Origin of the sequence: Bifidobacterium choerinum, from assembly GCF_002761235.1 — a bacterium.
In the GTDB taxonomy this organism is placed as follows: Bacteria; Actinomycetota; Actinomycetes; order Actinomycetales; family Bifidobacteriaceae; genus Bifidobacterium; species Bifidobacterium choerinum.
Genome location: NZ_CP018044.1, coordinates 23,453 through 45,491 on the forward strand (window position 1 = coordinate 23,453; position 22,039 = coordinate 45,491).

17 protein-coding genes are annotated in these 22,039 nt (G+C 67.5%); 7 read left to right on the forward strand and 10 right to left on the reverse strand.

What is annotated here, in order from left to right:
* Positions 1–15: 15 nt before the first annotated feature.
* The 5 genes from BcFMB_RS00135 to mraZ are packed head-to-tail and all read right to left on the reverse strand — an operon-like array spanning position 16 to position 4,820.
* A complete protein-coding gene (locus tag BcFMB_RS00135; protein WP_099720695.1) occupies positions 16–891 on the reverse strand; it encodes a UDP-N-acetylmuramyl peptide synthase in 876 nt (291 codons plus the stop codon).
* A gap of 40 nt (positions 892–931) precedes the next feature.
* Positions 932–2,731 (reverse strand): peptidoglycan D,D-transpeptidase FtsI family protein, encoded by a 1,800-nt coding sequence (locus tag BcFMB_RS00140; RefSeq protein ID WP_099721652.1) that lies wholly within the window; start codon positions 2,729–2,731, stop codon positions 932–934.
* Between the two features lie 6 nt (positions 2,732–2,737).
* Positions 2,738–3,202, reverse strand: coding sequence for a cell division protein FtsL (gene ftsL, locus BcFMB_RS00145; RefSeq protein WP_024540634.1), 465 nt, complete (start codon positions 3,200–3,202; stop codon positions 2,738–2,740).
* A 2-nt stretch (positions 3,203–3,204) separates the two neighbouring features.
* Positions 3,205–4,290, reverse strand: a complete 1,086-nt coding sequence (rsmH, locus tag BcFMB_RS00150) for a 16S rRNA (cytosine(1402)-N(4))-methyltransferase RsmH (RefSeq protein ID WP_099721653.1) — start codon at positions 4,288–4,290, stop codon at positions 3,205–3,207.
* A gap of 8 nt (positions 4,291–4,298) precedes the next feature.
* Entirely contained in the window at positions 4,299–4,820 is a 522-nt protein-coding gene (gene mraZ / locus BcFMB_RS00155) for a division/cell wall cluster transcriptional repressor MraZ (RefSeq protein ID WP_024540636.1), read from the reverse strand.
* Positions 4,821–5,048: 228 nt separating this feature from the next.
* Between mraZ and BcFMB_RS00160 the strand changes: the two genes are divergently transcribed.
* Together BcFMB_RS00160 and serA are read left to right on the forward strand one after the other, a co-directional pair.
* A complete protein-coding gene (locus tag BcFMB_RS00160) occupies positions 5,049–7,295 on the forward strand; it encodes a HelD family protein (RefSeq protein ID WP_099720696.1) in 2,247 nt (748 codons plus the stop codon).
* 10 nt (positions 7,296–7,305) lie between these two features.
* Entirely contained in the window at positions 7,306–8,508 is a 1,203-nt protein-coding gene (gene serA, locus BcFMB_RS00165; RefSeq protein WP_024540638.1) for a phosphoglycerate dehydrogenase, read from the forward strand.
* A gap of 113 nt (positions 8,509–8,621) precedes the next feature.
* Here the strand turns inward: serA and nrdR are convergent, their stop codons facing one another.
* A complete protein-coding gene (gene nrdR, locus BcFMB_RS00170; RefSeq protein WP_024540639.1) occupies positions 8,622–9,068 on the reverse strand; it encodes a transcriptional regulator NrdR in 447 nt (148 codons plus the stop codon).
* 1,125 nt (positions 9,069–10,193) lie between these two features.
* Between nrdR and BcFMB_RS09435 the strand changes: the two genes are divergently transcribed.
* Positions 10,194–10,481, forward strand: coding sequence for a hypothetical protein (locus BcFMB_RS09435; RefSeq protein ID WP_152595895.1), 288 nt, complete (start codon positions 10,194–10,196; stop codon positions 10,479–10,481).
* Between the two features lie 63 nt (positions 10,482–10,544).
* Here BcFMB_RS09435 and BcFMB_RS00180 read toward each other — a convergent pair whose 3' ends face one another.
* Positions 10,545–11,087 (reverse strand): LysM peptidoglycan-binding domain-containing protein, encoded by a 543-nt coding sequence (locus tag BcFMB_RS00180; protein WP_099720698.1) that lies wholly within the window; start codon positions 11,085–11,087, stop codon positions 10,545–10,547.
* A 56-nt stretch (positions 11,088–11,143) separates the two neighbouring features.
* Between BcFMB_RS00180 and lexA the strand changes: the two genes are divergently transcribed.
* Positions 11,144–11,836: a transcriptional repressor LexA gene (lexA, locus tag BcFMB_RS00185; protein WP_024540642.1), complete on the forward strand. Its 693-nt coding sequence runs from the start codon at positions 11,144–11,146 to the stop codon at positions 11,834–11,836.
* 32 nt (positions 11,837–11,868) lie between these two features.
* On the opposite strand, the gene BcFMB_RS00190 is transcribed toward lexA, so the two are convergent.
* The 3 genes from BcFMB_RS00190 to hflX form a co-directional block, all read right to left on the reverse strand.
* A complete protein-coding gene (locus BcFMB_RS00190; RefSeq protein ID WP_024540643.1) occupies positions 11,869–12,810 on the reverse strand; it encodes a cation diffusion facilitator family transporter in 942 nt (313 codons plus the stop codon).
* A gap of 261 nt (positions 12,811–13,071) precedes the next feature.
* On the reverse strand, positions 13,072–14,034 hold the full coding sequence (locus BcFMB_RS00195; RefSeq protein ID WP_024540644.1) for an L-lactate dehydrogenase: 963 nt from the start codon (positions 14,032–14,034) through the stop codon (positions 13,072–13,074).
* 265 nt (positions 14,035–14,299) lie between these two features.
* Entirely contained in the window at positions 14,300–15,793 is a 1,494-nt protein-coding gene (gene hflX, locus BcFMB_RS00200) for a GTPase HflX (protein WP_198405442.1), read from the reverse strand.
* A 102-nt stretch (positions 15,794–15,895) separates the two neighbouring features.
* Here hflX and BcFMB_RS00205 point away from each other — a divergent pair, with 102 nt between their 5' ends.
* From BcFMB_RS00205 to BcFMB_RS00215, 3 genes are all read left to right on the forward strand, one after another.
* Positions 15,896–16,528 (forward strand): class I SAM-dependent methyltransferase, encoded by a 633-nt coding sequence (locus BcFMB_RS00205; protein WP_029675373.1) that lies wholly within the window; start codon positions 15,896–15,898, stop codon positions 16,526–16,528.
* Between the two features lie 186 nt (positions 16,529–16,714).
* Entirely contained in the window at positions 16,715–20,752 is a 4,038-nt protein-coding gene (gene hrpA, locus BcFMB_RS00210) for an ATP-dependent RNA helicase HrpA (RefSeq protein WP_099720699.1), read from the forward strand.
* 418 nt (positions 20,753–21,170) lie between these two features.
* A complete protein-coding gene (locus tag BcFMB_RS00215; protein ID WP_024540648.1) occupies positions 21,171–21,986 on the forward strand; it encodes a hypothetical protein in 816 nt (271 codons plus the stop codon).
* Positions 21,987–22,039: the final 53 nt, after the last annotated feature.

Consider the following 22,039-nt stretch of genomic DNA (forward strand, 5'->3'; position numbering starts at 1 on the left):
CTCTTCCCGCGGCGCTCAGCGCAGCTCCTTGGACACGCGCAGCGCGTTGCGGATGTTCGTCTTGCGCACGCCGGCAGCGAGCGTCATCGCGATCGCGAGCGACAGCGCGCGCGCATGGCCGTCGCCGAAGTCGGCCTGCTCGGCCATCGCGTCGGTCTCCGCGTCGCGCTGCGCCAGATGCGTGTTCGCGTCGAGCGTGCAGCCGTACTGCTCGCCCGCGTGCACGATCATCTCGTCGACGTGGCCGCCGGCGTCGTCGTAGCCGAGCACGTCGACGCCGACCGATTCGAGCGCGCCGGGGGCGATCGTGCGGGCGTTGAGCGCGAGGATGATCGCGGCGGCGCCGTCCTCGACGCACACCGAGAAGACGCGCTGCATCGCGAAGGCGTCGACCGGGTAGCTCAGGTCGAGGAAGCGTTCGAGCGACTGCGAGTCGCCTTCGCACACGGTGCCGACCGGGTTGCCGAGCATGTGCAGGAACTGCGCGAGCACGTCGACGTCCTCGCGCACGCGGTCGACATCGCTGCCGGCGATTGCGAAGACGGCGATCGACTCGGACGGCCTGCCGGCGATCGAGGCGGCGAGCTCGCCGATCTGGCGCGGCGACGGGTCGGCGAACAGCACCGGCACCTGCGGGTCGTCGACGGCGTTGCGCATCGACGTCGGCAGCATGACGGCGTAGGCGCCGCGGCGCACGGCGAGCGCGATCCGGCCCTTGTCGATGCGGATGCCGGGCATGTACAGCGCGCCCGGCGTGACCGAGTCGACGTCGTTGGCGAGCGACGTGACGGTCACGTCGCGCGCGAAGTCCGGCACGAGCTCGTAGCCGTAGCGGTCCTGCAGCATGCCGAGCGTCAGGCGCTGGGACGTCGTTTCGTTGATTGCGCTCATCGTTGCTTCCTTTTCTTGTGCCTACCCGTATCCCGCGCGCTCACCATTCCACCGGGATGGCGTCCTTGCGCGGCTGCGAGTTCGGCACCTCGTACTTCTGCATCAGGAACTTGCCGATCTCGGCGAAGACCGGGCCCGCCGTCAGGCCGCCGTAGGCGCCCTGCGGGTCCTTGAGGATGACGGTGATGACGAAGCGCGGGTCGTCGGCCGGGATGATGCCCGCGTAGTCGCTGATCAGCGACGAGAGCCTGCCGTCGGCGCCGGCGACCTCGGCGGTGCCGGACTTCGAGGCGACGCGGTAGCCGTCGACGCCGGCGAAGCCTTGCGACGCGTAGTGCTCGGAGACCGATTCCATCGCGTTGAGCACCTGCTTGGAGACCGCCTCGTCGATGACGCGCGTCGACTCGCCGGTCTCGCTCCCGCGCGTCCTGCCGTCGGCGCCGGTGACCGATTTGATGATCGACTGCGGCTTCCTGACGCCGTTGTTCGCGATGACACCCACGGCGTTCGTCAGCTGCAGCGCGTTGACGGTGTAGCCCTGACCGAACAATACGGTGTTGCGCGTGCGGCCGTCCCACTGCGAGGCCTGCGCGAGCAGGCCCTGCGACTCGCCCGGCAGCCCCAGCCCGGTCGGCTGTCCGATGCCGAAGCGGCGCAGGTAGTCGTAGCGCTTGTCGTCGCTGAGGTTCTCGGAGGCGAGGATCGTGCCGATGTTCGACGACTGCTCGAGGATGCCGGCCATCGTCCACCGCTCGTCGCCGTGCTCGAAGGAGTCCTTGTACTTCTGTCCGTCGAGCGTGAGCGTGCCGGGCACCGTGAACCGGTCGCCCATCGTGTGCAGGCCCTCCTGGATGACGCCGGACATCGTGAACACCTTGCCGATCGAGCCGGGTTCGAAGGTCTCGTTGACCGAACGCGCGACGCTGAGCTTCGCCTCGTCGCTGCCGGCCTTGACGTCGTCGGTGTCGGCGAGCGCGACGATCTGCCCGTTGCGCACGTTCTGCACGACGGCGATGCCCCATCCGGCCTTGTACTTCTCCTTGCTCTGCCTGAGGATCTGCTCGACGCGCCACTGCACGTCGCGGTCGATCGTCAGCTGCACGTCGGCGCCGTCGACGGCGGGCTTCGATTCGGTCATCGTGCCGGGGATCTGCTCGCCGCCGTTGCCCTGCTGGTAGATCTCGTAGCCGTCGGTGCCGGTGAGCGCCTTGTCCTCGAGCTGTTCGACGCCGGCGACGCCCTTTCCCTCGTCGTCGACGCCGCCGAGGAAGACGCCGAGCAGCGAGCCGTTCGAGTAGACGCGTTCGGAGCTCAGCTCGCCGTAGACGATGCCGCCCAGATGCAGCGCGGCGATCTTGCGCCTGACCTCGGGCGTCACGTCCTTCTTGAGCACCGCGTATTGGCCGGTGCCGGCGAGCTTGCCGCCGATCTCGGCGGCGCTCATGTCGAGCAGCGGCGCGAGCAGCTGCGCGACGGCGGCGACGCCGGTCGTCTTGAGCGGCTTGCCGTCGAGCTGCTGGCAGTAGTCCTTCGTACGCGGCGTGCAGTCGAGCGGCGTGAAGTCCTGCGCGGCTTCCGGGTTGCCGACGATCGTGTAGCGTTCGACGCTCTGCGCGAGCACGACGCCGTTGGCGTCCATGATCCTGCCGCGCTTGGCGCCGAGCGTGACCTGCACGGTGCGTGCGCGCGTGGCCGCCTGCGCGGTGCGCGCGCCCTCGACGAGCTGGAGCACGCCGAGCTGCACGAGGCACGCCGAGGCGAGCAACGCGAGCACGACGCCGAGGATGACGGCGCTGCGCATCGGCTTCGCGAGCGCCTTGAACGAACGGATGGGATGCATCATGGCTTAGTGGGTGCCTTCCTGTGACGGGGTGTAGCCTTCAAGGTCGATCGACAGCGAGCCTTGCGCGGGGACCATCTTCATCTTCTGCGCGCGCTCGGGCAATGTGGCCTCGAGCTGCGAGAGCTTCGTCTGGTCCTCCTCGACGTCCTGCTGCAGCATCGTGATGTGCTGCTCGATCGTGGAGGCCTCGAAGGAGTTCGAGCTCATCTGCGTGCGCAGCAGCAGCGCGCCGAGCAGGCACGCGCCGAGGAACAGCACGGCGACGACGATGTGCACGGCCGGCGAGCGGCGCGTGCGCGTCCAGTCGAGCAGCCGCTGCATGCCACGGCTGACCTTCGACGACGAGGCGCGGCGGTTCTCGACGACGTGCAGCTGCGGGCGCTTCCGGACATGGCCGACAGCCGGCTCCTGGCCCTGGCGTCCGGCCGGCGCCGCCGACGAACGCGATGAACGCATTGACGATCCCATGGTCATCCCCTCGCCTTCGTGCGGTGGCCGCGGCGGCCGTGGGCGCCATGTGCGCCGTGCGGTCCGCGGCCGTCGCGGACGTCGTCGTCGCCCCGCGCCTGTTCGGCGAAGCGACGGCGCCAGCGTTCGGGCAGCGGCCTGATCAGCTCGACGCCGCGCAGACGCACCGAGGCGGCGCGCGGGTTGCGCTCGCGCTCGGCGGCGTCGGCCATGACGGCGCCCTTCGTGACGGCCTTGAAGAACGGCTGCATGTCGTCGGGGACGACCGGCATGCCGGCGGGGACGTCGGCGTGCAGGCCCTGGTTCATGAAGGTCTTGACGGTGCGGTCCTCGAGCGAATGGTACGACTCGATGACGAGGCGGCCGCCGACGGCAAGGCGGTTCGCGATCTGCGGCAACGTGCGCGCGAGCTTGTCGAGCTCGCCGTTGACCTCGATGCGCAGCGCCTGGAAGACGCGCTTGGCCGGGTTGCCGCTCGCGCGGTGCGCCTGCGGGATCACGGCGTCGACGAGCGCGTTGAGCTGCGCCGAGGTCTCGAGCGGCCCGCGTTCGCGCACGGCGACGATGCGGCGCGCGATCTGGCGCGCGAAGCGCTCCTCGCCGTACTCCTTGAAGATATGGGCGAGCGCGTGCTCGTCGTAGTCGGCGAGCACGTCGCGCGCCGTCAGCGGCTGCGTCACGTCCATGCGCATGTCGAGCGGCGCGTCATGGGAATAGGAGAAGCCGCGCTCGCGTTCGTCGATCTGCAGGCTCGACAGGCCCAGGTCCATGAACACGGCGTCGACCCGGGCGACGTCCATGTCCGCGAGGACCTCGTCGAAGGCGTCGAAGGCGGCGTGCACCGGCGTGAAGCGGTCGGCCAGGCCTTCGGAGGCGATGCGCGCGCCCGCCATCGCGAGCGCCTCGGCGTCGCGATCGATGCCGATGAGCCGCGCCTCGGGGTTCGCCTTGAGGAACGCGATCGCGTGGCCGGCCAGGCCGAGCGTGCAGTCGACGGCGATCGAGCCGGGGGCGGCGAGCGCCGGCGAGACGAGCTCGACGCAGTCGCGCAGCAGCACCGGCTGGTGGATATGTGCGTAATCGGTCAAATCGGTCATCAGAACTCCATGTCCGGGAGCACGTCGTCGGTGATGTCGGCGTATCCCTGTTCGTTCTGCGCGAGATAGTCGTCCCACGCGTCGGCGTTCCAGATCTCGGCGCGCGTGCCGACGCCGATGACGACGATGCGCTCGCCCAGGCCGGCGTAGTCGCGCAGCATCGGCGGCACGCTGATGCGTCCCTGCCGGTCGATCTGCGTGTCGACGGCGCCGGACAGGAAGATGCGCAGGTACTGGCGCGCGGCGCGATCGCCCATCGACGTGCGCTGGATGCGGGCGGCGATGCGGCGGAACTCGCGGCGTGGCAGAATCGTCACGCAGCGTTCCTGACCGCGCGCGAGCACCATGCCCTCCCCCAGCTGCGTACGCATTTTCGCAGGCAACGCGACCCTTCCTTTGGCATCGATCTTCGGCGTGTAGGTTCCAAGCAGCAGCGGCGCGTCGCCGAACGGCCCGAAGGCCGCCTCGGCCGGCGCGTCGGTCGTCTCGTGCGTGGGGTGCGCGTCGGTGTGATCCGTCATCGCTCACCTCCGCACGCTCTCGACCGGACTCCGACCACTTGCTCAGACCACCACTCTACCCCACTGTTCCCCTAAACTCCCCACCGCGCGGCTAAACACGCCGTGAGCGTGACCCACGCCCCCGTTTCGTGCACGAAATCCGCACATCGCGCCCGTCGACGCGGCGCTGTTGCGCGTGTTTGCTACACTTGTACGGCTTAACTTTCCATCGAGGGGACGCACAAGAGCATGTCACAGTATTCATCGCAGCTGGAAGAGGAACAGGGAGCCGTCGACCGCGCCTACGGGCGTCTCGACGACCTGCGCGCGCAGGTGCGCAAGCGCCTGAGCGACGTGCGCGCGGCAGGGTCGCACGGCTCGCCGACGCAGCGCACCGAACGCGACTCCTTCGCGACGATGTACGAGGACCGCCTCGCGCAGCTGCGCGCCGTCGAGGACCGCCTCGTCTTCGGCCGCCTCGACGACACGGCCGGCCGCCGCCGCTACATCGGGCGCATCGGCCTGTCGGACGCCGACCACGAGCCGATCCTCACCGACTGGCGCGCCGAGGCGGCGCGGCCGTTCTACGAGGCGACGCCGTCGCATCACGGCGACATCGTCATGCGCCGCCACATCACGCTGCACTTCCGCGACGTCGTCGGCATCGAGGATGAGGTGCTCGACGTGCACTCCGAACACGTCAACGCCGCCTCCGAACAGGGCACGCTCACCGGCGAGGGCGCGCTGCTCGCCTCGCTCGGCTCGCGGCGCACCGGCAAGATGACCGACATCGTCGCGACGATCCAGGCCGAGCAGGACCGCATCATCCGCGCCGACATGCGCGGCGCGCTCGTCGTGCAGGGCGGCCCCGGCACCGGCAAGACGGCCGTCGCGCTGCACCGCGCCGCCTACCTGCTGTACACGCACCGCCGTCGTCTCGAACGTTCCGGCGTGCTCGTCGTCGGCCCGAGCGAGGACTTCCTGCACTACATCGACCAGGTGCTGCCGTCGCTGGGCGAGACCGGCGTCGTCAGCCGCACGATCGGCGAGCTCGTCCCCGGCGTCGTCGCCGAACGCGAGGACGAGCCGCACGTCGCGCGCCTCAAGGGGCAGCGCCGCATGGCGCAGATGGTCGCGAACGCCGTCGCCGCGCGCGAGCGCGTGCCCTCGAAGCTGCCGACGATCACCGTCAACGGCGTCAGCGTGACGATGCGCGCCGGAGACATCGAACAGGCGATCGCCGACGCGCGCCGCACGCGCCAGCCGCACAACAAGGCGCGCGAGACCTTCGTCACGTCGATGCTTGAGGCGATGCGCACGCGCGTCGCCGAACAGCTCGACTACACGCCCGACGCCGCCGAGATGGGCGACATCCTCGCGCAGCTGCGCATGAACGACCGTCTGCGCGTCACGCTCAACCTCGCGTGGCTGCCGATGAACGGCGCGTGGATGATCGACCAGATGTTCTCGAAGCCGGTGCAGATCCGCCGCTTCGCGCCGTGGCTGACCGACGAGCAGGTGCGGATGCTCACGCGCGAGCCGGGCGCGCCGCTGACGCGTTCGGACATCCCGCTGCTCGACGAGGCGCTCGAGCTGCTCGGCCCCGACCCGCACGAGGCCGCCCGGCGCGCCGCGCGCGACGCCCGGCGCGCCGAGGAGGAGCAGTACGCGCGCGACACGCTCGCGCAGGCCGGCATCGGCTCGGGCATCGTCACGTCGAAAATGCTCGCCGACGAGATGAGCGCCGACGACGTCGAGCTCGTCGCGACGCGCGCCGCCGCCGACCGCGAATGGACCTACGGCCACGTCGTCGTCGACGAGGCGCAGGAGCTCACGCCGATGGACTGGCGGATGCTGATGCGCCGCTGCCCGTCGCGCTCGTTCACGATCGTCGGCGACGTCGCCCAGACCTCGGCGCTCGGCGGCACGCGCGACTGGACGAAGTCGATGAACGCGCTGTTCGGCCCGAAGAACTGGGACCTCAAGGAACTGACGATCAACTACCGCAACCCGCGCGAGGTCTCCGACCTCGCGTCCGATTTCGCCCAGGGCGAAGGCCTGTACATCTCGACGGTCAAGGCGATCCGCTCGGTGCCCGACGCCGTCGAGCGCGCCGCCTTCGCCGACCGCGAGACGCTCTACCGCGCCGTCGGCGAACGGGTGCGCGCGCTCGCCGACGAGTTCGTCGATGACGGCGGCAGCGGACGCGTCGCCGTCATCACGCCTGACGAGATCGCCGACGCCGTGCACGCCGCCGTCGCCGACGGGCTGGACGCCCGTCCCGGTCTCGTCGACGACGAGGTCGTCATCGTCGGCACGCAGGCGGTCAAGGGCCTCGAATACGACGCGGTCGTCGTCGTCGAGCCCGGCGCGATCGCCCAGGAGGCGCCGTCGCGGCTGAGCGCGGCGGCCGACCTGTACGTCGCGCTGACGCGTCCGACGCAGCGTCTGCTTATACTACGGACAAACGATGATGAAACGCTGCTCAACCTCTAAGGTGGATTCCATGCCGAAAGCACTGTTACTGGAAAACATCCATCCGCTCGCCGCGCAGGCGCTGCGCGACCATGGCTTCGAAGTCGAGACGATGAAGGGCGCCCTCTCCGAGGACGAGCTCATCGACGCGCTCGACGGCGTCGACCTGCTCGGCATCCGATCCAAGACGACGGTGACGAGGCGCGTGCTCGACGCGCGCCCGACGCTGACGGCCATCGGATGCTTCTGCATCGGCACGAACCAGGTCGACCTTGCCGCCGCGGCGAAGGCCGGCGTCGCCGTGTTCAACGCGCCGTATTCGAACACGCGTTCCGTCGTCGAGCTCGTCGTCTGCGACATCATCTGCCTGATGCGCCGCATCCCCGCGCACACGCACCATATGAAGCACGGCCTGTGGGACAAGTCGGCCGCCGGCTCGCACGAGGTGCGCGGCAAGACGCTCGGCATCATCGGCTACGGCAACATCGGCTCGCAGCTGTCGGTGCTCGCCGAGGCGCTCGGCATGCACGTGCTGTTCTACGACATCGAGGAGAAGCTCGCCCTCGGCAACGCCGAACGCTGCGAGACGCTCGACGAGCTGCTCGAACGCTCCGACGCCGTCACGATCCATGTGGACGGCAGGAAGACGAACGTCGGCTTCTTCGGCGAGGACCAGTTCGCGCACATGAAGCAGGACGCGATCTTCATCAACTGCTCGCGCGGCTTCGTCGTCGACCTCGATGCGCTCAAGCGCCATCTCGACTGCGGCCACCTGTCCGGCGCGGCAATCGACGTGTTCCAGACCGAGCCGAAGAAGAGCGGCGATGAGTTCCATACGGTGCTCGCCGACGAGGACAACATGATCCTCACGCCGCACATCGGCGGTTCGACGCTCGAAGCGCAGGAGTCGATCGGCCAGTTCGTCTCCCAGCGTCTCGAGGACTACTGGACGAAGGCGTCGACGATGCTGTCGGTCAACCTGCCGCAGATCACGACCGGCCCATGCAAGGGCGCGGCACGCATCGCGCATCTGCACGACAACCTGCCGGGCATCCTCGCCGCCGTCAACCATGTGCTCGGCGAACAGGACATCAACATCTCGGCGCAGGCGCTCGGCACCGAAGGCGAGATCGGCTACGTCGTCACCGACGTCGCGACGGTCCCCGACGAGCAGGCGCTCGACGCGCTCGCCGCGATCCCCGGCACGATCCGCATGCGCGTCCTCGAGCACTGACGGACGCCGCACGCGCGCTTGTCATACAGGAAACACAGACATACGGAAGGAGGCCGCATGGTCGTCGCCCGGCGGACGGTCGCCGTCATCAGTGCACCGTCGCCGGCACATGGTCACTCCGCCTCGCGCAGATCGTCGATCGCGCGCTGGAAGTCATTGAGGTCCTCGAAGTTCTGGTAGACGCTCGCGAAGCGCAGATACGCCACCTCGTCGAGCTCGCGCAGCGGCTTGAGGATCGCCTTGCCGACCTGTTCGGACGGCACTTCGGCGATGCCCTGCGCGCGCAGGCTCTCCTCGACCTTCTGGCCAAGCTGCTTGAGGTCGTCCTCGTTGATCGGCCGGCCCTGGCAGGCCTTGCGCACGCCGGCGACGACCTTGTTGCGGTCGAACTGCTCGACGTTGCCCGAGCGTTTCCTCACGAGCAGCGTCGCCGTCTCGACGGTGCTGAAGCGGCGCCCGCATTTGGGGCATTCGCGCCGTCGCCGGATCGAATGGCCGTCGTCGCTGATGCGCGTGTCGATCACCTTGGTATCGGGGTTCTGGCAGAAAGGACAATACATATCTGCAACAATAGCGGCAAGCGCTCCCTTTGCGCCCGACCGCGCGCCGCCGCGCACGCCGACTCCTGCATGCGATATGAGATGAAGGTTTCGTTTCTCCTTCCCCACACACTTGTCGAGATCGGGTCCATACGCAGTTTTCCACATTAATCAGCGACGCCGAATCATACACGTATATCACGGAATCTGTGTCATTCATATCGAAGAGACGATTGGATTACAAAGACCTCAGATTCTGAATGAGATTCTTTGCCACATGCTCTCCATCTTGCGGCACGCAACATAGAAGCCTCGCTGGTTAAAATATAATCAAGAAAAGCAAAGAAGCGAAAGGGGAGGGAAGATTGCGTCATCCTATTTCACATGAGCAGCTATACACGGATTATGGCTCAATACTCACCATTGCACAGATCATTACCATTCTAGGCATTCTCAGCTTCGGCGCGGTAGAGACATACATGGCTTATCGATTCTTCAGTTCGCATATCGAGCAGAGCTCAGGTCTGGCTATGGTATGGATTCGCCTCGCCCTCTACCCGATTTTCACCCTAATCGTCGCCGCCGTGCCCCAACTCACGAAAGAACCCTGGAAATGAAAAAGAAAATTATCACTTTCATAGTGTAATCCTGACAATTCTCGCCAGTCCGTTCGTCCCCGTATCCGCCAACGCATCCGACGTAGGCGCCTCCACATCCGCGAGCACACTGAAAACCCTACAAGTTTCCCAAGTGACATCACGAGCACCTCAGACAGCATCGATCCACCTCCTGCACCAATAATCGAGCTGCCGGAGAACCAGAAAAGCACAATTGAAGAGCTCTCAACTTCATGTGCCGCCATGAGCGTCGCCTAATGCGGATCTACGCATTAGGCGACGGCGGTTTCCCCTCATTAAACAACGCCGGCCACGCTTGGATATCCATTACCAATTACAACGGATCCCCCCTTGAAAATAGGAGGATTGACCGTAGCCGACGGCAAATCCATCACCGTAGGCACATGGGGCAACACAAACCCTCACAGGACTTTGGCACAACGCAGAAGGATACGCGCAGAGCACCGGCGTGTGCTGGGGAGATGCTGTTTCTATCCAAAGACCCCTGAGACAGGAAGATCTCGCCATCGTGAATCAGAACATCACCGCGCATACAACATGGGGATTAGTCAACAACAACTGTTCGACTTTCGCATCACTTATTTGGAATTCAGTCGCCACTGAAGACGAAAAAGTCGATGCGGGAATGCTCAACATGCCAGGCAACCTTGTCGGCAGCATAAAGAAGGTGGGAGCAAACGTCAGTTGGTCCCTATACGCCGAAGGCTACCGAGTGCCTTTCGATTATCCGACATACTACGGAAATCCACCCATACGCAAGAATCCGACTTTTGACAATTCCTCCTCAAGCTCCTGAGTAACTCCAAGTCCCGGACAGCCAAGCTCGATGGCCGTGCGCGCATCGTCGCGACGGTCATCGTCACATGCCCATCGGCAGGACGAGGTGCTGGCCGGGGCTGAGCGCGGCCGAGTCCAGGTCGTTCAGCGCCATCAGTTCGGCCACGCCGTCCTGCGCGTTCGCATAGCCGCACCAACGCGCGATCGACCACAACGTGTCGCCGGAGCGCACCGTATAGTGCACGACGGCGGCATCGGCGGCATCGGAAGCCGTCGCCTGCGTTCCGGCGGCCGCAGGCGAGCGCCCGCCGGACCAGGCGCCGCTGCCCCACAGCGCGAAGGACGTCGCGCACGCCAGCAGCACGATGACGAGCATGCGCATATGGCGCGCGAACCAGCCGCGCACCGGCGCCGCGACGGCGTGCTCGCCGCTGCGCAGACGGATGCGATCCGCCCGTTCGGGCGCCGGCACATCGAGGACCACGCAGCTTCGGCCCATGTCACAGCCGGTCGCTATCGTCCGCATCCCACGAGTCTCCATACGAGCCACCTTTCGAACATCTGTTCTCTCCGTGGCTTCGATATTCGCACGGATGTTCGATTTCGTCAAGCCGGATTCGAACATCTGTTTGATTTCCTCGGCGTTTCGCGGTATCGTGGCTAGCAACGAAAGGACATGCCATGCACAGCACCGAACCACAGCGGGAGCAGACGGGCAACGCCGGCCCGCAGGAGCCACTCACCGAGCGCCAACGGCGCGTGTACGACGCGATCCGCGACCTGATCTCCCGTCAGGGATTCGCGCCTTCGCTGCGCGAGATCGGCCAGGCCGCGGGACTCAAGAGCACGTCGTCGGTCCAGCATCAGCTGCAGGTGCTCGAACTCAAGGGCTACATCCGCCGCGACGCGAACAAGGGCCGCGCGATCGAGATCATCGGGCCGCAGGACGTGCCGGTCTCCTTCGGCGCCGAGCTGCAGCCCGAGGGCGACGCCTATCTGGCCTCGCGCGACGTGCCGCTCGTCGGCGCGATCGCCGCCGGCACACCGATCACGGCCGAGCAGCATGTCGAGGACGTCATGCGCCTACCGGTGCGGCTCACCGGCACCGGCAACCTGTTCATGCTCGAGGTGCACGGCGATTCGATGATCGACGCCGCAATCTGCGACGGCGACTTCGTCGTCGTCCGCGAGCAGCAGGACGCCGAGAATGGCGACATCGTCGCCGCCCTGCTCGGCGACGAGGCGACCGTCAAGACCTTCCGCCAGGAGCACGGCCACATCTGGCTCATCCCCCACAACCCGAACTATTCGCCGATCGACGGCACGCACGCCCAGATCATGGGCAAGGTCGTCACTGTGCTGCGCAGGCTGTAGCCGCGTCCCCGCCGGTCACGATCCACGCCGATTCACGAATGGATGCGCGAGGCGCTTTCGTTCGTGTAGCCCTCCGGTTCGAGCTGGAAGGTCGTGTGCGGGATCGAGACCGGGAAATGCTCGCGCAGGCAGTCCTGCATCCGGTGCAGCACCTCGCCGGCCTGCTCCATCGTCATGTCGCGGTCGACGACGACGTGCGCGGTGAGGATCGGCATGCCGGTCGCGACGACGCTCGCATGCAGGTCGTGCACGGCGATCACATGCGGCACCTGCTGCAGATGCTCGCGTACCTTGTCCAGGTCGAGCCCTTCGGGCGTCTCCTCGAGCAGCACGCGCATCGCGTCGCGCACGAGGATGAAGGCACGCGGGATCATCAGCAGCGCGATGAACGCGCCGGCGATCGCGTCGAAGCCGTCCCAGCCGGTCGTCATCATGACGACGGCCGAGACGATGACGGCCACCGAGCCGAGCGCGTCGTTGCACACCTCGAGGAACGCGGCGCGCATGTTCATGTTGTCGCCCGACCGTGCGCGCAGCACGAGGATCGAGCCGACGTTCGCGGCCAGGCCGAGGATGCCGAAGAACAGCAGCAGCCGCACGTCGTGGATCGTGTCCGATTCAGCGCCGAACAGACGCATGCCGGCCTCGACGAGCGCATACAGGCCGACGAACAGCAGCAGCACGCCACCGCCGGCGGCCGTGATGACCTCGAGGCGCGCCCATCCCCATGTGCGCGCGTTGTTCGGCCGGCGGCGCATCAGATAGGCGGTGAGCGTCGACGCGGCGAGCACCGAGACGTCGGTCATCATATGGCCGGCGTCGACGAGCAGCGCGAGCGAGCCGGTGACGACGGCGCCGACGACCTCGGCCACGAAGATCGTGCCGGTCAGGATCAATGTCGTCGTCAGTCTGCCGGCATGGTCCATCCCCTTGCCCGCCATGTCCGTGTCCGTGTGTGTGTGCGTGCGCGCCATGTCATCTCCCTGTCGTCTTCCATCCTCGATGCCGATCCGGCGCGCCGGATCGGCCCTTGCCGTCCGGCGCCGTCGCTGTTGCACATCCTAGGACGCCGTCCCCGGCGTGGCAATAGCCGAGGATGCGGGCGGCGCGTTGGCGGAGCGGCCCTTCCGCCCCACAACGCCGAGGGTCGGCCTTCCGATCGATCGCTCGATCGGAAGGCCGACCCTCGAAAGCCGTCATTCGCGGATCCATACGGATCCGCCGTCATGGCCGGATCAGAAGCCGAACTGCGCGGCCGTCTCCTTGAGCGTCTCGGCGGAGCGCTTGAGCTCGGCGAGCTCATGCTCGGAGACCGGCGTGTTGATGCGCGAGTTCACGCCGTTGCGGTTGAGCAGCGTCGGCACCGACATGCACACGTCGGAGATGCCGTGGAAGTTGGTCAGCAGCGAGGACACCGGCAGGATGCGGTTCGAGTCCTTGAGGATCGCGTCGACGATGTCGACGCCGGACATCGCGATCGCGTAGTTCGTCGCGCCCTTGCCGTTGATGATCTTGTACGCGGCGTTCTTGACCTCCTGATGGATCTGCTCGCGCATCGCGGCGTCGAGCGGGGCGTGGCCCGGCAGCGGCTGCCAGTCGCACATCGGGACGCCACCGATCGTCGCCGAGGCCCACAGCGGAACCTCGGAGTCGCCGTGCTCGCCGGCGATATAGGCGTGGACGTTCTTGACGTTGACGCCGGTCTGCTGCGCGATCAGGAAGCGCAGACGCGCGGAATCGAGGTTCGTGCCCGAGCCGAAGATCTGGTTCGACGGCAGGCCCGAGAGCTTCATCGAGACATGGGTGACGACGTCGACCGGGTTCGTGATGAGCATGTAGATCGCATTCGGGGCGACCTTGACCATGTTCGGGATGATCGACTTCATGATGTTGATCGTCGCGCCGGCCAGGTCGAGGCGGGACTGGCCCGGCTTCTGGCGTGCGCCTGCGGTGATGACGACCATGTCCGCGTCGCGGCAGATCTCCGGATCGTCGGAGCCGTCGATCGAGACGGTCGGGAAGAAACTCGAGCCGTGCTGCATGTCGAGCACCTCGGCCTCGACGCGCTCCTTGGCGATGTCCTGCAGGACGATCTCGCGGGCGATGCCGCGCTCGGCGGCGGCGAAGGCGAGTGTGGAGCCGACGGCTCCTGCGCCGACGATCGCGAGCTTTGTGGGCTTAATGGGTGAATCCACCATGATAAAACCTCTCAATAATAATCACCGACGATCCGCTTGTGGCGGATGCGTACTTCATTCGCTGTTCACTGTATCAGACGGGTCCCGTGTTCACGGTTCGAAAAAACGGTGCCGGGGCCGCTCCCCCGCTGCTTTCGTACCCCGATGCCGACAGCGCCGTCGGCGACCTTCGGGGCTTCCATCATGGCTATACGAGATCCCCGGCCGCGCAAACGTGTGCAGCCGGGGATCGTTGCGTGTCGTCGGCGGCCGCCGACGCGCGCCGTCAGTCCCCGTCGACGGCCTGGTCCATGACCTGCGCGGCGAGATGCTCGTCGACGTCCGCCTGCAGCATGACGCCGTCGTCGCGGTATTCGACCGATTCGACGTTGCCGTATTCGCGGATCCTCGACAACAGCGAACCGGCCGCGTACGGCAGCAGCGCCTCGACGTGCACGTTCGGCTTCGGCAGCATCCCCTCGACGTGCGCGCGCAGCGCGTCGACGCCGTCGCCGCTCGCCGACGAGACGAGGAACGCGTCCGGCGCGAGGCGGTGCAGCCGTTCGCGCGCCACGTCGTCGATGAGGTCGGTCTTGTTGAACACGGTGACGACCGGCAACCGCTCGACGCCGTCGATCGTACGCAGCACCTCGTTGACGGCGTCGATCTGCCCGAAGGGGTCGGGATGCGACGCGTCGACGACGTGGACGATGAGGTCGGCGTCGGCGATCTCCTCGAGCGTCGACTTGAAGGCTTCGACGAGCTGCGTCGGCAGCCGGCGCACGAAGCCGACCGTGTCGACGTATGCGTACAGGCGCCCGTCCTTCGCGCGCGCACGGCGCACGGCCGTGTCAAGCGTCGCGAACAATGCGTTCTCGACGAGCTCGTCGGAGCCGGTGAGCCTGTTCGTCAGCGACGACTTGCCGGCGTTCGTGTAGCCGACGACGGCGATCGTCGGCAGTCCGTACTTGCGCCTCGAGCCGCGCTTGACCTCGCGCGACGGCGCCATCTGCGCGATCTGGCGGCGCAGATGCGCGATGCGCGTGCGGATGACGCGGCGGTCGAGCTCGATCTTCGTCTCGCCCGGGCCGCGCGAGCCGATGCCGCCGTCGGCGCCGGCGGCGCGTCCGCCGGCCTGGCGCGACAGCGCCGCGCCCCAGCCGCGCAGTCGCGGCAGCATGTACTGCAGCTGCGCGAGCTCGACCTGCGCCTTGCCTTCGCGCGACGTCGCGTGCTGCGCGAAGATGTCGAGGATGACGGCCGTCCTGTCGACGACCTTGACCTTCGTCGCGTCCTCGAGCGCGCGACGCTGGCTCGGCGGCAGGTCGTCGTCGACGATGATCGTGTCGGCCTCGTTGACCGCGACGATGTCGGCGATCTGCTTGGCCTTGCCTGCGCCCACATAGGTGGCCGGGTCGGGACGCGAACGCTGCTGCAGCACGGCGTCGCACACGACGGCGCCGGCCGTCTGCGCGAGCGCGGCGAGCTCGCGCATCGATTCCTCGGCCTCGCGCTGCGTGCCGGTGCGCGCCGACCAGACGCCGACGAGCACGACGCGTTCGAGGCGCACCTTGCGGTATTCGACTTCGGTGACGTCCTCGAGCTCGCCGAGGCCGATGACGTGCTTGAGTTCGTTGCGCGATTCCCTTTCGCGCCAGATTTCGCTTTCGGCGCCGTCCGCATGCCCCTCCTCGAGCAGCACGTCGGACTGGTCGGCGAGCACGTCACGGCCCGCCTGCGGCCCGAAGGCCGCCTTGTCTTCGTCGTCGAAGGTGTTCAATGTGGTCAAATACTACCTCGTCCTTGCTTGGAAACTTACTGAGCCCTGATTATCATCGGATAAGCAGACATGCCAGTATACAGCAGAGCGAAGCGGAGCACCATGGCGCACATCGAATCCCCACAGGTGAACGAACAGTACTTCTCGGCCGCGCCGTCGTCGAAGGACGTGCGGCGCGAGATGCGGGTGACGCTGCGCGGCCATGACGTCCGCGTCGAGACGTCGAACGGCGTCTTCTCGGCGCACCGCGTCGACCTCGGCACGTCGGTGCTGCTGCGCCACGCGCCGCAGCCGCCCGCACACGGCGACTTCCTCGACATCGGCTGCGGATGGGGCGCGATCAGCCTCGCGCTCGCGCTCGAGTCCCCCGAGGCCGAGGTCTACGCAATCGACGTCAACGAACGCGCGATCGAACTGACCGAGCGCAACGCCGAGCTCAACGGCTGCACGAACATCCACGTCGGCGAGGCCGACGACGTGCCCGACGGGCTCGAGTTCGAGCTCATCTGGTCGAACCCGCCGATCCGCATCGGCAAGGAGGAGCTGCACACGCTGCTGATGACATGGCTGCCCCGGCTGGCCGCCGACGGCCACGCCTATCTCGTCGTGCAGAGGAACCTCGGCTCCGATTCGCTGATGCGCTGGCTCGCCGACGCGCTGTCCGACGCCTACACGGTCGGCAAGTACGCCAGCTCGAAGGGCTACCGCGTCATCGAGGTGCACCGCCTGCCCTGACGGCATTACGCGGCGCATGGACGGCAACGCGGACGGAGACCGCACGCCGCAGGGGCATCGCGTGCGGATCGCCGCGGATGCCCTCCCCCGCCCATGCGGTCGCATCGGCGCCACGGCGATACGCCGACGGGAACACATCAGTAATTCAGCATTCAGTACCACGGAAAGCACAACGCACAGCATCATATGAAATTCTCATATCCAGAAGAACTGCCGGTCAGCGGCGCGCGTGACGCGATCGCCGAAGCCGTGCGCCACGCGCAGGTCGTCATCGTCTCCGGCCAGACCGGCTCGGGCAAGACGACGCAGCTGCCGAAGATCCTGCTCGAACTCGGCCGCGGCGCGCACGGCCGTCAGATCGTGCACACGCAGCCGCGTCGTCTCGCGGCGCGCACCGTCGCCGAACGCATCGCGAGCGAGCTTGGCGTGCATCTGGGCGACGAGGTCGGCTACCAGGTGCGCTTCACCGACGAGTCGTCGCCGAAGACGCGGCTGCGCGTCGTCACCGACGGCATCCTGCTCGCGCAGATCCAGCGCGACCCGAAGCTCACACGCTACGACACGATCGTCATCGACGAGGCGCACGAGCGCACGCTCAACATCGACTTCCTGCTCGGCTATCTGACGGCGCTGCTGCCCGAACGGCCCGACCTCAAGCTCATCATCACGTCGGCGACAATCGATTCGGTCAAGTTCCAGAAGCATTTCGAGGACGCGCTGAAGAAGCCGGTGCCGGTCATCGAGGTCTCCGGACGCACCTATCCGGTCACGATCTGCTACGAGCCGCTCGGCGGCGCGCCGGCGCTGATGAGCCATGTGCCCGGCTTCGCCGACGTCCATATGGACGCGGCCGGCGGCGAACGCGACGCCGACGCCGACGTGCCGACCGCCGTCGCGCGCGCCTGCGTCGAACTCGTGACGGTCTCGGCGCACGACCGCGGCCCGCGCGACATCCTCGTGTTCGCGGCCGGCGAGCGCGACATCCGCGACTATGAGCAGGCGATCCGCCATGCCTTCGGCCCGCGCTGCGCCGACATGCGCCGCCCGGACGCGATCGAGATCGTGCCGCTGTTCGCGCGCCTGAGCGCGAAGGACCAGCATCGCGTCTTCGAATCGCACAGCCACCAGCGCATCGTCATCGCGACGAACGTCGCCGAGACGTCGCTGACGGTGCCGGGCATCCGTTACGTCGTCGACCCCGGCCTCGCGCGCATCTCTCGCTATTCGAAGAGCGCGAAGGTGCAGCGTCTGCCGATCGAGCCGATCTCGCAGGCGAGCGCCGACCAGCGTTCGGGCCGATGCGGCCGCATCGCCGACGGCATCGCGATCCGCCTGTATTCCGCCGAGGACTACGAGAGCCGCCCGCGATTCACCGAACCGGAGATCCTGCGCACGTCGCTCGGCGCCGTCGTATTGCACATGCTGTCGGTCGGCGTCGCGCACACGGCGCGCGACATCACCGACTTCGGCTTCATCGACCCGCCGGACATGAAATCGGTCTCCGACGGCATCAACGAGCTGACCGAGCTGCAGGCGATCTCGCGCACGCGCGGCGACATCCGCCTGACGCACACCGGCCGCCAGCTCGCGCGCATCCCGATCGACGTGCGTCTGGGACGCATGCTCATCGAGGCGGCGCGTTCGACGACGCCGAACACGCTCGCCGCGCTCATCGTCGTCGTCGCGTTCCTGAGCCTGCAGGATCCGCGCGAACGTCCCGAGGAGGCGCGCGAGGAGGCCGACCGCATCCACAACCGCTACGCCGACCCGACGAGCGACTTCCTGACGGCGCTCAACATCTGGGATCGTGCGTTCGGCGCCGACGGCGAACGCAGCGGCAACGCGCTGCGCCGCCTGTGCAAGCACGAGTTCCTCCACTATCTGCGCATGCGCCAGTGGCGCGACCTCGTCACGCAGCTGCGCGAACTGTGCCGCGAGCTCAAGTTCAAGGTCGGCGAGCCGATCCCGGTCTCACGCCCCGACGAGGCGGTGCGCGCACTGCCAATCAACCAGCAGGCCGCGCATGCGCTGTGCTGCTCATGGGACGGCCAGGGCATCCACCGCGCGATGCTCGCCGGCCTGCTGTCGATGATCGGCATGCAGGTCGTGCGCGAGCCGAAGGCCTCCGACTACGCGAACCTCAAGGGCGCCGCGCGCGCACGTGCGCTCAAACGTGCCCAGAAGACGGCGAAGAACGACTATCAGGGCGCGCGCGGCACGCATTTCGCGCTGTTTCCGGCCTCGGCCGTCGCCAAGTCGACGCCGCCGTGGGTCATGAGCACCGAACTCGTCGAGACGAGCCGGCTGTGGGCGCGCTACAGCGCGCAGATCGACCCGGCGTGGGCCGAGCCGCTCGCCAAGGGGCTGACGCGCACGACCTACGCGCAGCCGCATTGGTCGGCGTCGCGCGGCAGCGCCGTCGCCGAGGCGAAAGTGCTGCTCTACGGCCTGCCGATCGTGCAGGGCCGTCAGGTGCAGTGGGGGCGCATCAACCCGCTCGAGGCGCGCGACTTCCTGATCCGCCAGGGTCTCGTTGAAGGCGAGATCCAGCAGCGTTTCGCCTACGACGGATTCGTCGAGCGCAACCGGCAGATCGTCGCCGACGCGCAGGACGATGCGAGCCGCACGCGCCAGCTCGCGCAGAGCGTCAACGACGAGGACCTCTTCGACTTCTACAACGCGTCGATCCCGCAGGACGTGACGAGCGTCGCCGACCTGGGCAAATGGTGGAGGGCCGAACACGAGACCAATCCGCATCTGCTCGACTTCGACCCGTCGAAGGTCGAGCGTCTGCTCGACGCCGAATCCTACGATCCGGGCGACTTCCCCGACCATTGGGTCACCGTCGGCTCCGACGGCCGCGCGATCGAGCTGCGACTGAGCTACGTCTACGACACGAACGACGAGGCCGACGGCGTCAGCGTCCACATCCCGATGACGGCGCTGTCGCGCGTCTCGCCCGAGGAGTTCAGCTGGAACGTGCCCGGTCTGCGCCGCGAACTCATCGTCGCGCTCATCAAGGCGCTGCCGAAGACGCTGCGCGTGCAGTTCGTGCCCGCGCCGGACACGGCCGCGAAGATCGACGACTGGATCGGCGCGCACTACCCCGAGCAGCCGGGCTCCGGCACATGCGAACGGCCGGCCGAGGCCCCCGACGGCCAGTGGCCCGACTTCCTCCATGTGTTCACGAAGGCGGCGATCGCCGTCGTCGGCGCGCAGATCCATCCCGAGGTCCTCGACGATCTCGCCGCGAAGCTGCCTCCGTATCTGCGCATGACCTTCGTCATCGAGCAGCCGATGCCGCGCCCGAAGCACGGACGGCGACGCGAGCGCGTCATGCCGAAGGTCGTCGCGAGCGGCAAGTCGCTCGCCGAGCTGCAGCGTCGCTTCGCCGCCGAGGCGCAGGTCTCGGCGCGGCAGGTCGTCAAGCGTCAGGCCCAGCAGGCCGCCGACGCCGGCGCGATCGTCAAGCAGGCGGACCTGCTGCGCAACGCCGGCGCCACGACGCGTTCGCGCGAGCAGATGCTGTGGGACGGCGCGCTCGACCGTCTGCGGCTGCCGGCAGAACGCATCTCGTCGCGCTGGCTCGGCGCCGAGGCGCTGCGCCTGGCGGCCGCGCCCTACGACGACACGAAGCAGCTCGTCGAGGACCTGCAGCGCGCCGCCGTCAAGCGGCTGCTGCCGGACATCGGCGAGCTCAAGGACGACGCGGCGCTTGCGCAGGCCGTCGCCGGCGTCGAACAGGTCTACGAGGACACCGTCTACGCCGTCGCGAAGGACGTCGTCGCGATCCTCGAACAGTACGCGAAGGTCGACAAGGCGGTGAGCGGGCCGGCGGACCTGCCGATGCTGTCGGTGCTCCAGTCGATCCGCGAGCACATCGCGACGCTCGTCAACCCCGGGTTCATCGGACGCACGCCGCCGCTCGCGCTGCCGAGGATCGGCGTCTATCTGCGCGCCGACCTGATGCGGCTCGACAAGGCGAAGGCCGACAAGAACCGCGACGTGCGCTGGGCGTGGCAGGCCGACGAGGCGAAACAGCTCGTCGACGACGCGACGGCCAAGGCGGACGCGATGCCCGCCGGCGCAGCGCGCGACGAGGCCCAGGCGAAGGCGACGCGCGCACGGTGGCTGCTCGAGGAGTTCTGCGTCTCGCTGTGGGCGCAGGAGCTCGGCACGAACCAGCCGGTGAGCATGCAGCGCATCGCGAAGGCGCTGCGCTGAGCGGCGGCGGAAAGGAAGGACGATGGCAGCATCGAAGGGCACGCCGAAGCAGGGACCGCACAAGCCGCGGCGCACGAGGCCGTCGCAGCCGACGTCGGGATCGACGCGTCCGGCGGCGCAGCGCAGGACGAAGCCGGCGAAGCCGGGATCGGCGGCGGCGAAGGGCGGCGGCGCCGCGGCGAAATCGTCGTCGGCGAAGAAGACGTCGGCGGCGAAGCAATCGTCCGCGAAGTCCGCCGCGGCGAAGTCCATGTCGATTAGGCGGAAGCCGGCGAAGAAACCGTCGGCGAAGCGGACGCCGCGGGCCGGCACCTTCGCGGCGCGCATCGCCGACCGTCGTCAGCTGTCGCGCGCGCAGCGCTCCTTGGCGCGGCTCACCGCGCGCTGGAAGGGCGGATCGGTCGTCGAACGCGTGGCGATGGCGACGGTCGGCGTGCTCGCGGCCGCCGTCGCGATCGCGCTCGTCGTCGCCGTCGTCCATGTCGTCTCCGGACGCGTCGAGCTGTCCGAGGCGAAGGCGAGGCAGGTCGAGCTCACCGAGACCTACGACTTCGACCCCGGCGACATCATCTCGGACGAGCAGTTCTTCGACGGCGACGCGATGGACGAGGCGCAGGTGCAGGCCTTCCTCGACGAGCAGGGCGCCGCATGCACGAAGGACTCGTGCCTGCGCGCGCGGCGATTCAAGGTCGAGCGGCGCGCGGCGAACGACTATTGCCGCGAATATCCGGGCGCGAGGCACGGACAGTCGGCGGCCGCGATCATCACGGCGGCGTCGAAGGCCTGCGACGTCTCGCCGAAGGTGCTGCTCACGATGCTGCAGAAGGAGCAGCAGCTCGTCACCGAGACGAATCCGAAGGACTTCCAGTTCAGGTCGGCGATGGGACTGAGCTGCCCCGACGACGACCACTGCGACCCCGAATACGCCGGCTTCTTCAGGCAGGTCTTCGGCTCGGCGGAACGCTACCAGTACTACGTGCACCATGAGGACCGCTACGACTTCCACGCCGGGCGGCTCAACTTCGTCCGCTTCAGCCCGGACGTCTCGTGCGGCGGCGCGAACGTGTACATCGAGAACAAGGCGACGGCGCTGCTGTACATCTACACGCCCTACCAGCCGAACGACGCGGCGCTCGCCGCCGGCGCAGGCGAGGGCGACGCCTGCTCGACCTACGGCAACCGCAACTTCTCGATCATCTACTCGAACTGGTTCGGCGACCCAAGAAAGGCATAGTGAACGGCCGCCGGCGGCAGTATGTGGGTATACCCACGCACAGAAGACCACGG

Coding starts and splice junctions, on each gene's coding strand:
- BcFMB_RS00135 (WP_099720695.1), bottom strand. CDS start 891: ATGAGCGCAATCAACGAAACGACGTCCCAGCGCCTGACGCTCGGCATG.
- BcFMB_RS00140 (WP_099721652.1), bottom strand. CDS start 2,731: ATGCATCCCATCCGTTCGTTCAAGGCGCTCGCGAAGCCGATGCGCAGC.
- ftsL (WP_024540634.1), bottom strand. CDS start 3,202: ATGGGATCGTCAATGCGTTCATCGCGTTCGTCGGCGGCGCCGGCCGGA.
- mraZ (WP_024540636.1), bottom strand. CDS start 4,820: ATGACGGATCACACCGACGCGCACCCCACGCACGAGACGACCGACGCG.
- BcFMB_RS00160 (WP_099720696.1), top strand. CDS start 5,049: ATGTCACAGTATTCATCGCAGCTGGAAGAGGAACAGGGAGCCGTCGAC.
- serA (WP_024540638.1), top strand. CDS start 7,306: ATGCCGAAAGCACTGTTACTGGAAAACATCCATCCGCTCGCCGCGCAG.
- nrdR (WP_024540639.1), bottom strand. CDS start 9,068: ATGTATTGTCCTTTCTGCCAGAACCCCGATACCAAGGTGATCGACACG.
- BcFMB_RS00180 (WP_099720698.1), bottom strand. CDS start 11,087: ATGTTCGAATCCGGCTTGACGAAATCGAACATCCGTGCGAATATCGAA.
- lexA (WP_024540642.1), top strand. CDS start 11,144: ATGCACAGCACCGAACCACAGCGGGAGCAGACGGGCAACGCCGGCCCG.
- BcFMB_RS00190 (WP_024540643.1), bottom strand. CDS start 12,810: ATGGCGCGCACGCACACACACACGGACACGGACATGGCGGGCAAGGGG.
- BcFMB_RS00195 (WP_024540644.1), bottom strand. CDS start 14,034: ATGGTGGATTCACCCATTAAGCCCACAAAGCTCGCGATCGTCGGCGCA.
- BcFMB_RS00205 (WP_029675373.1), top strand. CDS start 15,896: ATGGCGCACATCGAATCCCCACAGGTGAACGAACAGTACTTCTCGGCC.
- hrpA (WP_099720699.1), top strand. CDS start 16,715: ATGAAATTCTCATATCCAGAAGAACTGCCGGTCAGCGGCGCGCGTGAC.
- BcFMB_RS00215 (WP_024540648.1), top strand. CDS start 21,171: ATGGCGACGGTCGGCGTGCTCGCGGCCGCCGTCGCGATCGCGCTCGTC.